We start from the raw sequence: 14,366 nt of genomic DNA, 5'->3' as shown, positions 1-14,366 counted from the left end.
CACCACTAGTTAAGTTCTTGTGATACATCTTTCTTCTTTTTCAGCTTTGCATACAAAAGGGTTCCGATGAATGGGACGATGAGGACAATGACCATCCCTATCGCAAATGCGCCCCAATATTTCGGGATAATAGAGAAGATTCCCGGAATGCCTCCAACACCAACTGAGCTTGCCAGCACCCCTTGAGAGGAGATAAACATACCGGCTAAACCAGAGCTAATAAGGGCGAAAATAAATGGGAATCGGTAGCGTAAGTTGACACCAAACATCGCTGGCTCGGTAATTCCTAAGTAAGCGGAAATACTTGATGTGAGCGAGAGACCCTTTTGCTTTTCATCTTTCAAAACAAACATCATCGCAAGTGCGGCTGACCCTTGTGCGATATTAGACAGTGCGAGCATCGGCCATAGAAACGTACCGTGCAGTTTTGAATTAATCAATTGAATATCAACAGCGAGGAACGTATGATGCATTCCAGTAATGACTAACGCTGCATACAAACCGCCGTATAATAGACCACCAAGTGCTGCGAACTGCTGGAATACAGCAACAAGTCCAGATGTTAACACGTTACCGATTGCAAATGTGATAGGTCCAATGACAATAAAGGATAAAAAGCCAATGACTAATAACGTAATCGGAGCAACCACTAATAACTGAATGCTTTCAGGTGTCCGTTTTGTGATAAATAATTCGAGCTTCGCTAGTAAATACGAAGCGACGAGTATCGGAAGAACCTGTCCTTGATACCCTACCTTTTGCACTTCAAGTCCAAACAAGTTCCAGACTGGAATCTCACCGGACTTTTCTGCCGCTCCATAGCCCCACGCATTTAATAAGTCTGGGTGTACGAGCATCAGCCCAAGGACCATCCCTAAGAGCGGATTTCCCCCAAACCGCTTCACGGCTGACCAGCCGATTAAGGCAGGCAGGAATGTGAAGGCAGTGCCTGCAATCAAGTTGATCATATTCGCTAAATCAGCCCAAGCCGGATACACATCGACAATCGATTTTTGATCAAAGAAAATGTCAGGAGCTGTTAGAATATTATTAATCCCCATTAATAAACCGGCGGTGACGATAGCAGGAAGAATCGGAATAAAAATATCCGCAAGCGTTTTCACAGCACGCTGCAATGGATTTAATTTTTGATCAGAGGCACGCTTCACGTCCTCTTTTGTGGCTTCACCAATCCCTGTCTGTTTCACCATTTCGGCATATACTCGATTGACGACCCCTTGGCCGATCACCACTTGGTATTGACCGTTCGCTGAGAAAGATCCCTTCACTTCTTCTATTTGTTCAAGTGCTTTCTCATCAACCTTTCCTTCATCCTTCAGCACAAAGCGCAGCCTTGTCACACAATGTGTCGCTTGATCAATGTTTTCTTTGCCGCCGATGGCTTTCACAATCTGATCTGCTGCTGCCTGATAATCAGCCATGCTATCCCCTCCGAGATCGTTTTTTATAAGAAAAAAGAACCAAAAAACTTGTATATACATGTTTGATTATTATTTTATATTTGTATATACATGTAGTCAACAACAAAATGTAGCGCTTTCATAAAAAAAGCCCCCTCAATGTGCTCAGGAGAGGCAGCGTGTCATCATCTTTTTTTATGCTCCGTTAATTTTTCGTAGACCCTGTTTTTATAAAAGGAGGAGGCTGGACGAGCAAAAGTTTGCCGCTTAGATGTGAGTTCATCCAGTCGTTTTTGTTTTTCTTCACATATGAGAGAAAGCTTTTTTCTTTCCTCTCCGTCTATACTGGAATGAAGCAGTTCTTTGACGGTCATGAGTTCTTTTTTCAGTGCTGTTTCTTCCCCAGCAAAGCCAGCATTTTTCATCATCCGATAGCCCATTCTTAGTTCTTCAGGTATATGAGCAGCGTCATCTTTAGGCAGAGGTTTGCCAAAGCCAGATAATCCTTCAAAAGCCCCGTTATCCATCGCTTTTTTGATCCGTTCTTCTGATAATCTCTGCGCAAAATCCATGGCGTTCTCCTTTCGCCTGCAACAATTTGTTTAAGCATAGCAAAAAAGCTGACTCTCTCACAAGAGTCAGCTTCAGCGTGTAGACAAACCCTCGCATTCGGTGTCAGGTCTGCGCTCCGGTGCTCGTTCTTCCTAGGGCTGCAAAGGTTTTCATGTCACGCTGAAAAGAAGACAAAGGGCTAAAATCAAGATCATTTTAGCCCTTTCTCGTTATTTATTGTCGATTTTGAAAGTAGAAACCATATGTGCCAAGTCCTCTGACATATCAGAGAGCTGTTCAATCGCACTTGAAATTTGCTGCATGCCAGCACTTTGCTGTTCTGTTGCTGCCGCTACTTCTTGAGAGCTGGCTGCATGTTCTTCCGATACAACAGAAATTTGCTCAATTGATGTAGAAATCGTTTGATATGCTTGCTCAACTTGCTTAATAGAAGCAAGCAAATTGTTCGTTCTTCTTGAAAACTGAGATACACCGTCGTAAATCAAAGCGAAGTTTTGTGACGTGCCTTCCATTTGTTCACGTCCTTCTTCCACTGCTTTACTACTTTCCTCTACACTTTCAAGAACGCGCTGACTGTTTTCCTGTGTGCCGATGACAAGATCTGAAACGGTTTTAGCCGCATCCGCTGATTGCTCAGCTAACTTACGCACCTCATCTGCCACAACAGCAAACCCTTTTCCTTCTTCTCCAACACGTGCTGCTTCAATTGAAGCATTCAATGCGAGTAGATTCGTTTGGGCTGAAATGTCCGTAATGATCGAGATGACACTTTCAATCTCCGTTGAATGAGATTGTAATTCTTCTGCTGCCTGCTTGGAGTTGGTCATCTTGTCATGTAGCATATTCAGATGATCAAGCACATGGTTCACTAATTTTTGACCAGATTCTGATTGCTCTTGTACGTCAGATGAAACAGATTTCATTTCATCGACTTCTTTTGTGACGCCTTCGATTTGAGTATCAATCTCTGCAACGGATGTCGTACAATCCGTAATATTTGCGACAGAATCATTGATTCCTTCACTCATATTCGTCATAGCTTCTGATACTTGCTGCGCACTTTGACTTGATTCGGTCGTCACCGTACGAAGCTGTGAAGACATTTTCGACACTTCACTAGATGAGTTTGAGATTTTCGAAATGAGTTCTTTAATCCGCCCCTGCATCTTTTGGAAGGATGCGGCAAGTTGACCGATCTCATCTTTACTTTCAACCTCTACCATACCAGTTAAATCACCGTCAGCAATTCGGTTCGCTGATTCCATCAAGGAACGTGCTGGTTTTGCAATCCTTCTTCCCATGAAGTATGAGAAGAGTAATCCACCGATCAGCACAATAGCAGATGCCACTGTGATATAGATCATCAACTTCTGCGTAGTTTGAGGCACGACAGACGCATCTAAATCAATGCCTAAAATGCCTGTCAGCTCACCGCCTGAATCCTTGATTGGCAAAAAGACTGATTTATGTGTTCCAAATGAGTCTTTGTAAATATCACTTTTGACCATTTTATCTTCAGAGAGTGCTTGTTTCATCTCGTCTGAAAAGACATAATCTTGATCAAAATCATTTTCTTCTCCGGTTAAGATAATAATTCTTTCTTTGCCGCCTTTATTAGAAAGCACATATAAGTTCTCAAGCGTATGATCTTCTTGAAGCTCTGTGAATTTCTTTTTGACCTCCACATAAAGGGGATCATCTTTCCCGCTAACACCAAGGACGTTTCCATCCATATTATCGATCTCTTTCTTCGCTGTATCAATATCTGTTGTTAATCGATAATCAAATTGCTTTAATAACTGGGATGATAAATCCTGGCTGACTAGATAGAATGTTAGAACGAATAGTGCAACGGTTGCAAGTAATGTTACGACAACGACTGACATGATTTTAGAGGATATCGTGTATCCTCCAAATTTCCTTTGTTTCGCCATTTTTTCCTACATCTCCACTCTCAGATTTGATTTAAGCATGTACATGTTCAAATTGTCCACAAACAGATGCGATCACATCTTTTAAATAAGATACGATATGTGGGATATGCTCTGGTAACGTATAAGGTGAGATGACAAAAAACTTACTAACACTTAGATAGAATTCTTGTCCTTCTTTAGCATTTACAAGTAAAAACTTCGTTGTATCACCAAAGAACATTTCGTCTCTTTTCTCTCCAAGCTTTTCAAACAGCATTTTGTTCAATTCATTGTTCCGCTCAATTTCCATCACCGTCGCTTCGCCTGAAATTTCTTCTTGAAAGCGCGGTGAGCCATCTAGGTAAATTCTAAACAATGTAGCCATTCCGACGTTGTCATCATTCACGACTTCTGCTTGCGGAATTTCCCTACTAAGTGCTTCTCTGAAGGCAAGGTTCACTTCTAAGAATTGACCAAGCAAGCGCTGGTAGCCTTCAACCCCAAACGTTAACAGCACACTCAGCATACTAATCGAGCTTCCCATTCTTGAGCATTCCAGTGTATAACCCGTATGGTATTCGCCGTAGCCTCTATGACCAACGTATGGTGTCTCTTGTTCTTCCAGATCTAAACGTTTTAGGTCTGCCGCGTTTTTCACTAAGAATAAACTAGATGTGTAAGGTGTTTGGCCGAGCTTTTGAAAGTCAAAGCACATCGTATCAGCAAGAGAAAGATGCTGGAATTTCGCTTGGATTTCTTTTAGCATACGAAGAACACCGTCTGAGAATTGCAGCGGGTTTTCAGCTAGATCATACTCATTAAAGAAAGCAAAGAATCCGCCGAGTGCTGAATCCGCATGAATATGCGGCACCTTTAGACCATATTCCTCAGCAATGGCTTCTGCTGTTTCACGTACCCCTTTTACATCATCAATTGCAATGGCATCTGTTGTTCCGGTTGTTGCGACAATATAAACGGGAATCCCGCCACCCTGTGCAACACGTTCCATTTGACAACGTAAATCTTCCATATCCATCGAATGATCTTTATTCGTTTTAATTCTGATCAAGTTGTCTGTGCCAAGTCCTGTTGCTTCCATTGACTTAAATAAGCTGTAATGTGCCGCATCAGAACAAAACGCATAAAGGTTTTGCGGAACTCCTTTTCGCAGTGACTCTGGCGCAACTTTTACAATCGCTAAACGCAGTCCTGAGAAAATGGCTCCTTGACCTCCCCATGTTGTATATCCCCCGCTCACAGTTGGATCATATCCGATGAGCTTAGACATCATTGAGACCACTCTGACCTCAGCTTCCGCTCCTGCTGGTCCATACACATCCCATAGGTTGTTTCCGTTTACCAGCATCGCCGTCAGCATGCCTAAAATTCCTGGTGTACTTGCCATCGGTAAAATGTTCGTGAAGAAATACTTTGTGTGGTAAGGATGGTTATGTAAAAGCTTCAGTAATTCTTCATTCACAAGTTCCGCTTGTTGGCCGTTCATCGGAATTTGACTTGTTTCTGTGAGCTTTTGGTAAAAATCCTCCTCACGATTCTTTTCACCCTTTAGGTGTGCACGGTTCGGATCTTTCAGGTGATCGACCCCTGAAACAATCTGCTCCATCAATTTGATGAATTCTTTACGCTCTGCTGCATTTCCGTCCTCACTCGGAAACCAGTTCTGAACGAGGTTGTTTGCTCGTACAGTCATATACTATCAATCCTTTCAATGGAAGATTTCCTGTCAAAGTTTATATCGACCCCAATTCAAAAGTTTATAGTCTCGAAATGTTTACTTAAGTATATTTAGATAATTTGTTCATTCATCAAAATAGATAAAACCCTTACAAAACACATCAAAACCATTATGTTAATGAAGCAAAAAAATATATTGATATATCTCAACGCAGGAAATATCCTCCATATCCCTTTTCCGTTCTTCTTCTCATTTTTTTTACTTAACCTGCATAAACATTAAGAAACACTGGAAATACTCTCTAAATCATCATTGTAGAAACCAAATTAATTCTTTAGACTCGTGCCTTTTTACCTGTTTTATTGATATAGCAACTGGAAAATTGCTGAATTTTCTGTTAATAATAGGATGAATTTCACAAAAAGTTTTTCGAAGAGCGAAAATTTTCGTTTTCTCCCCTTTTATTGCTGGGACGAGCTGCTAGACATACTTCGCCGGTTATCACTTTTCTATTTGCTCATTTCATGGTATATTCTAATGGTTCGTTTTCTTTCGTTCCGCCTCTTCCGTGTATCGGAGAAAAGGAGTGTTTTTATGAAAACATTTATTCAAAAACGAGGCCTCGGCTTCTTTGTTATTGCAGTCATCTTACTTTGGCTCAAAACGTATTCGGCGTATTTAATTGAATTTAAACTTGGTATATCAAATGTGCTTCAGCATATTTTGCTTTTCGTGAATCCTATTAGCTCCAGCTTGTTCTTTCTTGGCTTTGCTTTATTGTTCAAGAAAAAATGGCAGCCTGCCGCTATCATTGTGATTCATTTTTTCATGTCTTTTTTACTATACGCAAACATCGTGTACTATCGATTCTTCAATGACTTTATCACGCTGCCTACCGTGATGCAGGCAGGAACGAATGGCGGACAATTAGGTGATAGTGCATTTTCACTCATGCGTTGGACTGATATGTTTTACTTTATGGATACCATCATTTTGATCGTACTGGCAGTCCGCATGAAAAAGCAGCAAACAAGTACAGCTACTGTACCTGTTCAAAAGTCAAAATCGTTTAGACTCGTCCTTGTGTCTTCTATTGTCATCTTTGTGATGAATTTAGTCGCTGCAGAGATTGATCGTCCAGAGCTTTTATCAAGATCGTTCGACCGCAATTATTTAGTGAAATATTTAGGTGCTTATAATTTTACGGTGTTTGATGCCATTCAAAATGTGAAATCAAACAGCCAGCGTGCTCTGGCAAATTCAAATGACGTGACAGATGTAGAGAACTATTTAAAAGCGAACAGTGCTGATCCTAACCCTGCTTATTACGGGAAAGCGAAAGGCATGAACGTGATTACGATTTCTCTTGAATCTCTGCAAAACTTTGTCATTGATTACAAAGTAAACGGAAAAGAAGTGACGCCTTTCCTTAATTCATTGGCACACGACAACAAAACGTTTTACTTTGATAACTTCTTCCATCAAACAGGGCAAGGAAAAACGTCTGATGCTGAATTTATGATGGATACTGGGCTATTCCCATTATCACAAGGCTCTGTTTTTATTAACAAAGCGCAAAACACGTATCAAGCCATTCCTGGCATCCTGAAGAAGGATCAGTACACGTCAGCAGAATTCCACGGCAATACGAAAACCTTCTGGAACCGTAATGAAATGTTTAAGTCGTTTGGATATGACAGATTTTACGATTCTGAGTACTACGATATGAATGAGCAAGATACGAAGAACTATGGGTTGAAAGACAAACCATTCTTCAAAGAATCTATGCCCATGCTTGAAAACTTAAAGCAGCCGTTTTATTCGAAATTCATTACGTTATCGAACCATTTCCCATTTGGAATGGATGAAGGGGATACCGATTTCGAACCTGGTGACTTCGGAGATTCTGTCGTCAATAACTATTTCCAATCCGCTCATTATTTAGATGAAGCCATTGAACAGTTCTTCAACGACCTGAAAAAGTCTGGTCTCTATGACAATACAGTCGTCATTATGTACGGTGACCATTACGGCATTTCTGAAAACCACAATGAAGCGATGGAAAAAGTGACAGGACAAAAAATTGGAGATTATGAAAATGCGCAGCTTATGCGTGTACCGCTCTTTATCCATGTACCAGGCGTAAAAGGCGGACAGATTCATAAATACTCTGGTGAAGTCGATGTCGCACCAACCCTTCTACACCTGCTTGGCGATGATACGAAGAACTATTTAATGTCTGGTTCAGATATCTTATCGAAAAATTTCAAAGAGCTAGTGCCATTTAGAAATGGTGACTTCGTCTCTAAGGATTACACAAAAGTAGGCAATAACTATTACAGCAACAAAACAGGCGAGAAAATTGAGCCGACTGATAAGGCATCACAAGAAAATGAAACGGTGAAAAAGATGCTTGAGACATCTGATAAGATTGTCACCGAAGATTTACTCCGTTTCTACAAGCCTAAAGACTTTACACCGATTGACCGCAATCAATATGACTATACAAAGAAAGTACAGGATGAAGAAGATTCCTCTTCCGCCAAAGATGAAGCAAGCTCTTCATCAAAATAACTTTCTCATTTTAAGAACCAGCCGATCTCTGATCAGCTGGTTTTTTTCACGTTTGACCCCTATTTCACCGGGTATAGAAAGAAGAAGGAGGGATTTTATCATGAAGAAAACAACCGCTTTTGTCATGACTGCTTCACTCGCTACGTCCGCCTTCATTGGATTCAGCCCTGTAGTCCCAGCACATGCCATAAGCAAATCAGCAGTCAAGCAATCCGTTCCTCAAGGTCCGACAACCGCTTTAAACACCATTTATGAGCTGGCACATAAAGGACAAATGCCGTATTATGCAAAAGGCTTTAAAATTGGTGTTCAAACAAAGAAGGATGTCCATCATAAACTAGGAAATCCATATCCAGAAACAGGCCAAAGTAGCTTTGATTTGTATCATGCTGAAATGGGGAATCCGGGATTTGCTTTTCATTATGATGCAAAAGGCAAAATTGATGAAATTCGTTATTTCGGCACAAATGTAGAAAAAGAAACGAATATCGGCGGAATGACCCCTTCCCTACTAAAGAAACAACTTGGACAAGCGGATTCAGTCAGTACCATCCCACAGACAAAAGAGAAAAAATACGTGTATCGAACTGGAGATTATGAGCTGGAATTTATCGTCGGTCATGATCCAGATATCAGTCAGCAGAAGCTCACCGTCCTGCATATTAACCTGGTGAAAGCTGATTCCTAAATAAAAAAGCATCCTGAGCAGAAGCTGAGGATGCTTTTTCTTTATTATGAAGCCACTTCTAAATGCGGTTTTCTTTTCATTGTTCGTTTCAAGACTGGACCTGCGACATAATCAAGTCCAAATTTGCCTGCATTTCCTTTCGCAGCCATGATGATGATAGCAATGAGCAAAAGAAGCGGGTTGACAGAGACGGTACCAGCTAGTAAGAAAGAGACATTCATCATGCTTCCGAAAAATGCTGCGGTTGTTGTGAATAATCCAACAATTAATCCTAGACCTACTAAAATTTCTCCCCACATGACCATGGCACTAAATAGACCAGCATTCGGCAAAGCGACATTTTCTAAAAACCATACATAGAACGGATACACAAGGTTTCCATCTTTGACAACAGGTTCAGCTATCGCAAATTGTAAATATCCTGATGCATCGAATCCGCCTGTTAGTTTTCCTATACCAGATGTGAGCCAAGTCCAACCGATATAAAGTCTTGCTGCCAAAAGGATAACCGCTGCCCATACATTCGTTTGTAAGAATTTTGTAAACATGATGATGCCTCCCTTTAATTTATGTGAATTTCTTCACATTTTCTTTATGATCTTATTATACTATGTTAAAACTAATTTGTGATCTTTTTCACATACGTATTCACAAATTGTTCATGAATATCTAATTGAGGTAACTTTTCCCTTGCTAAATCCGTCTTAGTCATTTCAGACAATGAAAAGAGGGTTCACTTTGTATGAAAACATTATTCCATTTTGCTTATTTACAGGCCATCTCATGTCTATTCCCCGTCATGATCTTTGCGGCGCTTGCCATATCAAAGATGGTTTCTATTCCTTTTCTTCACCGGTATGATGTCATTCTACTGCTTTGCCTTGCGGCTCAGATCCTGATGCTGACACTTCGGCTGGAGACATTGAATGAATTGAAGGTGATCTGTCTATTTCATCTGATAGGTATTGGCTTAGAATTGTATAAAGTTCATATGGGTTCTTGGTCCTATCCTGAAGAGGCTTATACAAAAGTCTTTGGGGTTCCGCTCTATAGCGGATTTATGTATGCAAGTGTAGCAAGCTATATTTATCAGGCACTGTCCCGGCTTCACGTACAGGTCCGTTCATGGCCGCATCCGTTTCTTTCGATCGGAACCAGTTTGAGTATTTATCTCAACTTTTTTACGCATCATTGGTTCTATGATCTGAGATGGTGGCTGACATTACTGCTTGTTGTCGTATTTCGAAAAACATCTGTGTCGTTTCAGGTTGGTTCTTCTACTTTTCGAATGCCGCTTGTCGTCTCATTCTTGCTGATTGGTTTCTTTATTTGGATTGCCGAAAATGTCACCACCTTTTTAGGAGCATGGCAATATCCAAATCAACAGCACGCTTGGTCGCTCGTCCATCTTGGGAAAATTAGTTCTTGGTTTTTACTTGTTGTGATCAGTATTGTGCTTGTCATCGAACAACGCAAACAAAAAAGCGTACAGCCGATTTGACCCGGCTGTACGCTTTTTTTAATCTCGATCGACTTCCTTCCGAAGATCATCTGCGACAAATTCTACATTCGTTCCAATGATGATTTGTACAGAGTTTTTTCCTGAAGTCAGTACCCCTTTGGCACCTGCTTTTTTCAAAGTACTTTCATTTAATACTTGTGTATCTTCTACTGTTAAACGTAGACGAGTGGCACAATGATCAATCGTCGTGATATTTTCTTTGCCACCAAGTCCCTCTAGAAGCATACTTGCACCTTCTGTCTTCGTATCATCGGCTGCAATATCTTCAATTTCATCATCTTCTCTTCCTGGTGTTTTGAGCTTTAACAGTTTAATGAGGAAATAGAAAACAACAAAGTACAGAATGCCATAAAGCACGCCAACCCCAAGTAGCATGAGTGGTTTTTGGGCGATACCAAAACTTAAAATGTAATCAATCGCTCCTGCTGAAAAGGTGAAGCCGCTATGAATCCCAATGATATTTACAATAAAGAGCGATAGACCTGTCAGCACAGCATGGACACCATATAAGAGTGGAGATAAAAACATAAAGGAGAATTCAATAGGTTCAGTGATTCCTGTAATAAATGACGTCAGCGCCATCCCAATCATCAAACCAGCGGTTGCTTTTCGCTTTTCAGGTTTTGCTGTCACAACCATGGCTAGACATGCCGCTGGCAGACCAAACATCATCACTGGGAAAAACCCAGTCATAAAGACACCTGCACTAGGATCTCCTTTAAAGAATCGTGCTAAATCCCCTGTTGCTCCGCTGAATTCCCCGAATTGAAACCAAAATAAGTTGTTCAGTACATGATGAAGTCCTAATGGAATGAGCAAGCGGTTAAAGAAACCAAATAACCCTGCACCCGTTGCACCAAGACTTAAAATCCATTCCCCTAATCCATTGATCCCGCTTTGAATTGGCGGCCATACAAATCCGAAAATAGCGGCTAATAAAATGGTGAAAAGTGCAGTCATAATAGGCACAAGCCGTCTTCCGCTAAAGAACCCTAAGTATTCGGGTAGTTTTTTATCCTTGAATCGATTGTACACATAACCTGCCAGTAGGCCGCATAAAATACCGCCAAATATCCCCATATTGTTCGTAGAATTAATTGATGTTGTACCAGCTGATAAAATAAAATAAGCAATCGCTCCTGATAATGCCGCTGCCCCGTTGCCATCCTTTGCAATACCGATCGCTATACCCATTGCAAAAATCAAAGCCAAGTTTTCAAAAATGGAATTTCCCGCTGCATGAATAAACGGGATATCAAATACATCCTTCCGTCCAATAGCCAAAATAATTCCTGCTGCTGGAAGCACAGCGATTGGAAGCATAAATGATTTGCCGAGCTTTTGAAGAAACTGAAACACCATTTGCATTCTCCCCCTTTGTCATCATCATGACGAAACGTCCATGATGCTCATAAAAAATATATCATATACACATCTAGTTATCTATACCAATTTGTCCACATTCATTTGAATTCCGCTCTTTACTCTTTTTGCGTAAAATGTGGTAAGCTATTGAATAGAATGAAGTTATAGAAAGCGGGAATGAACAGTGATTGTCAAACATGATCATGAGTTAGAAGCCTTAAAAAAAGTCGGCCGAATTGTCGCTTTGGCAAGAGAAGAAATGAAAAGCCAAGCGAAACCAGGCATGTCTACAAAAGAACTAGATTTGATTGGGAAAAAAATATTAGAAGAACATGGGGCGAATTCAGCACCTGAAAAGGAATATGACTTCCCTGGAACGACTTGTATCAGCGTGAACGATGAAGTTGCTCACGGTATTCCAAGTGAAAAAACCATTTTACAAGAGGGCGACCTCATCAATATTGATATTTCAGCAGAGCTGGACGGCTATTATTCCGATACCGGCATTTCCTTCGTATTAGGTACAGGTGATGCTCGTCTTGAAGCATTATGCCAGTGTGCAGAGGATGCATTCCTCGAAGGATTAAAGCATGCAAAAGCCGGCAAAAGACAAAATCAAATTGGCCGTGCGGTCTACAATACAGCAAAAGAACAAGGATTTACTGTCATTAAAAACCTGACAGGACATGGCATTGGGAAAAGTCTCCATGAAGCACCTAACCATATTTTGAACTATTATGATCCATTCGATAATGCTTTGTTTAAGAATGGCACCGTGATCGCCTTTGAACCTTTTATTTCAACAAATGCTGAATCGATTTATCAGGCTGATGATGGCTGGACCTTTAAAACACCAGATAAAAGCCTAGTCGCACAGATTGAACATACCATTGTGATTACAAAAGACGAACCAATTATATTAACGAAGCTGTAAGCCTGCTAATCCCCTTCTTCATTGGAGGGGATTTTTTCATTTCCCTTTCACGAATCTGTCACGACTAAACAAAAATGCCTGTGGTAAAATAGGCAAAGATATGCGAAAGGGGTCTTATTTGATATGTGGTTCATCATCATCGGCGTTATCTTTTTGATTGAAAGTATTATCTTAACGGTTGTAGGTATTAAGAAAAAACAATCCATGATGACTTACCTTGGTATTGTCATCATGATTATGACGGTCGGCATGATCATCGTTACCCTCAACCCGCCAAATTCATAAATGATTATTTCCAGCATATACATGGATCATAGGAAGATAGAATCAGTTTTCATTTATTCATACCTGCACACTTTTCACGTCCTTTTTTGAGATGTTACAATGCAGGCAGTTTCAATTGAAAGGAGTTTTCTATCATGCATTATGGTAGCAAAGGCTGGTATGTCGAAGAATTAAAGAAGCTTGGTGTGACCAAGCATGAAGGAAGAAAGCTTCAAAGCTTAAAAACATATTTCCTTGCAAATCTTCTTGAGCAAAAGAAACCTAGCTCATAAGCGCTAAAAAACCGTACATCTTATACTGATGTACGGCTTTTTTTAAATGGGCTGAACTCGCTTTTCTAAAGGCTTCCTCACGACATCTGCTAAGGCATCTACTTCAAGAACGGCTTTCAGCCTCTCTGGACTTGTTTGACGATATTTGACCTCGTTCACTTCATGGATTGTAATATGATGAGATGCTTTTTCGACTAATACAAGAGAAGCATCAGCAGGCACTAAGCCTTCTTTCAGCACCCGTAAATAAAAGCCGGTATACCCCGTTTGCTGCACTTCCTTTACAAGCTTCATGTTGCCATGCTTAAAAGATAGTTTCACACACGGCTGCCTTGGCTGACTCACTTCAACAAGTGCCTCTCAGTTGAAATACATCCCCAATTCGCACTTCTGTTTCAACTAGTTGATGAACGGTCACATTCTCACCGAAGGCAGCTTCCTGTAACGGAACCCCTAAAAACTGCTCGAAATAAGTATAGTGATCGTATGGAAAGACGCAGACGGCTTTATCATATCCTCCATGATGAACCAAATCACCTTGACCATCTCCCTCAAAATTGACCTTACTCAAATAGACAGGCTCATGTATTCGCTTTTTGTTGACGGCTGTTTTGATTTCTTTTCCGTTTGCATAGGTCGTGATGGGTTGTCCTACTTGAATTCCTACTATGTCATATTTCTTATGTCCCACGATGACCATCTCCTTTGATTGTCTCATGGCTATTATTTTACATCGTTAGACAATGAAATCATAGTCGGGTGCGTGAAGGTCAGTTACATGCTATGGTACGATGAGAAAAAAGGAGAGATGACATTGATTCATTATCATGCCATTGTCACAGGACGGGTGCAGGGAGTCGGCTTTCGCTATTTTGTACAAGGAGAAGCCGTCAATCGCGGGATGAAAGGCTGGGTACGCAACACAGATGAAGGACATGTCGAGTTAAAGGTAGAGGGGGAGCAGCAGGAAGTGCTTGATTTCTTAAAGACAGTCCGGAAAGGAAGCCCTTTTTCAAAGGTCACAGATATGCAAATGGAGCAGCTCCCTGAGTTCGCTCATTATCAGGATTTTCGCATCAAGGGATGAGCTTTCATCAAAAAACAAAGAAGACAAAGTGCTAAA

At 40.8% G+C, this 14,366-nt stretch carries 13 protein-coding genes and 1 pseudogene; 7 read left to right on the top strand and 7 right to left on the bottom strand.

Translation table 11 applies throughout. The features are described 5' to 3' along the window. Nucleotides 1–5 precede the first annotated feature (5 nt). The 4 genes from treP to MKX52_RS03685 form a co-directional block, all read right to left on the bottom strand. Nucleotides 6–1,442: a PTS system trehalose-specific EIIBC component gene (gene treP / locus MKX52_RS03700; protein ID WP_342491511.1), complete on the bottom strand. Its 1,437-nt coding sequence runs from the start codon at nt 1,440–1,442 to the stop codon at nt 6–8. A gap of 164 nt (nt 1,443–1,606) precedes the next feature. Continuing rightward, nucleotides 1,607–1,993 carry a DUF1992 domain-containing protein gene (locus tag MKX52_RS03695; protein WP_012009257.1) on the bottom strand — a complete coding sequence of 129 codons (387 nt, stop codon included), beginning with the start codon at nt 1,991–1,993 and terminating at the stop codon, nt 1,607–1,609. A 210-nt stretch (nt 1,994–2,203) separates the two neighbouring features. After that, complete coding sequence (locus MKX52_RS03690; RefSeq protein ID WP_342491510.1) at nt 2,204–3,928, bottom strand: methyl-accepting chemotaxis protein; 1,725 nt, start codon at nt 3,926–3,928, stop codon at nt 2,204–2,206. A gap of 31 nt (nt 3,929–3,959) precedes the next feature. Beyond that, a complete protein-coding gene (locus MKX52_RS03685; RefSeq protein ID WP_342491509.1) occupies nt 3,960–5,618 on the bottom strand; it encodes a pyridoxal-dependent decarboxylase in 1,659 nt (552 codons plus the stop codon). A 579-nt stretch (nt 5,619–6,197) separates the two neighbouring features. Between MKX52_RS03685 and MKX52_RS03680 the strand changes: the two genes are divergently transcribed. Next, complete coding sequence (locus MKX52_RS03680) at nt 6,198–8,177, top strand: LTA synthase family protein (protein ID WP_342491508.1); 1,980 nt, start codon at nt 6,198–6,200, stop codon at nt 8,175–8,177. A gap of 100 nt (nt 8,178–8,277) precedes the next feature. Then, nucleotides 8,278–8,865, top strand: coding sequence for a YjgB family protein (locus tag MKX52_RS03675; protein WP_342491507.1), 588 nt, complete (start codon nt 8,278–8,280; stop codon nt 8,863–8,865). Nucleotides 8,866–8,909: 44 nt separating this feature from the next. Here MKX52_RS03675 and MKX52_RS03670 read toward each other — a convergent pair whose 3' ends face one another. Next, a complete protein-coding gene (locus MKX52_RS03670) occupies nt 8,910–9,413 on the bottom strand; it encodes a DoxX family protein (RefSeq protein ID WP_012009252.1) in 504 nt (167 codons plus the stop codon). 194 nt (nt 9,414–9,607) lie between these two features. On the opposite strand from MKX52_RS03670, the gene MKX52_RS03665 reads away from it, so the two are divergent. Further along, nucleotides 9,608–10,366, top strand: coding sequence for a DUF817 domain-containing protein (locus MKX52_RS03665; protein ID WP_342491506.1), 759 nt, complete (start codon nt 9,608–9,610; stop codon nt 10,364–10,366). Nucleotides 10,367–10,384: 18 nt separating this feature from the next. Here MKX52_RS03665 and nagE read toward each other — a convergent pair whose 3' ends face one another. Beyond that, nucleotides 10,385–11,749: an N-acetylglucosamine-specific PTS transporter subunit IIBC gene (gene nagE, locus MKX52_RS03660; RefSeq protein WP_144504469.1), complete on the bottom strand. Its 1,365-nt coding sequence runs from the start codon at nt 11,747–11,749 to the stop codon at nt 10,385–10,387. Between the two features lie 187 nt (nt 11,750–11,936). Here nagE and map point away from each other — a divergent pair, with 187 nt between their 5' ends. The 3 genes from map (at nt 11,937) to MKX52_RS03645 (ending at nt 13,243) form a co-directional block, all read left to right on the top strand. Then, nucleotides 11,937–12,686, top strand: a complete 750-nt coding sequence (map, locus tag MKX52_RS03655) for a type I methionyl aminopeptidase (RefSeq protein ID WP_008341769.1) — start codon at nt 11,937–11,939, stop codon at nt 12,684–12,686. 123 nt (nt 12,687–12,809) lie between these two features. Next, nucleotides 12,810–12,971 (top strand): hypothetical protein, encoded by a 162-nt coding sequence (locus MKX52_RS03650; protein WP_003214360.1) that lies wholly within the window; start codon nt 12,810–12,812, stop codon nt 12,969–12,971. A 134-nt stretch (nt 12,972–13,105) separates the two neighbouring features. Next, nucleotides 13,106–13,243 (top strand): YflJ family protein, encoded by a 138-nt coding sequence (locus tag MKX52_RS03645; RefSeq protein ID WP_003214303.1) that lies wholly within the window; start codon nt 13,106–13,108, stop codon nt 13,241–13,243. A 42-nt stretch (nt 13,244–13,285) separates the two neighbouring features. On the opposite strand, the pseudogene MKX52_RS03640 reads toward MKX52_RS03645, so the two are convergent. Next, a pseudogene (locus MKX52_RS03640) lies at nt 13,286–13,934 on the bottom strand (MOSC domain-containing protein). Nucleotides 13,935–14,057: 123 nt separating this feature from the next. Here MKX52_RS03640 and MKX52_RS03635 point away from each other — a divergent pair. Further along, the gene (locus MKX52_RS03635) at nt 14,058–14,330 is read left to right on the top strand and encodes an acylphosphatase (RefSeq protein WP_186312755.1); all 273 of its coding nucleotides are present in this window, start codon (nt 14,058–14,060) and stop codon (nt 14,328–14,330) included. Nucleotides 14,331–14,366 lie beyond the last annotated feature (36 nt).

Origin of the sequence: Bacillus sp. FSL R5-0422, from assembly GCF_038610765.1 — a bacterium.
Lineage (GTDB): Bacteria > Bacillota > Bacilli > Bacillales > Bacillaceae > Bacillus > Bacillus pumilus_O.
This window is presented reverse-complemented; position numbering and strand designations above follow the sequence as displayed.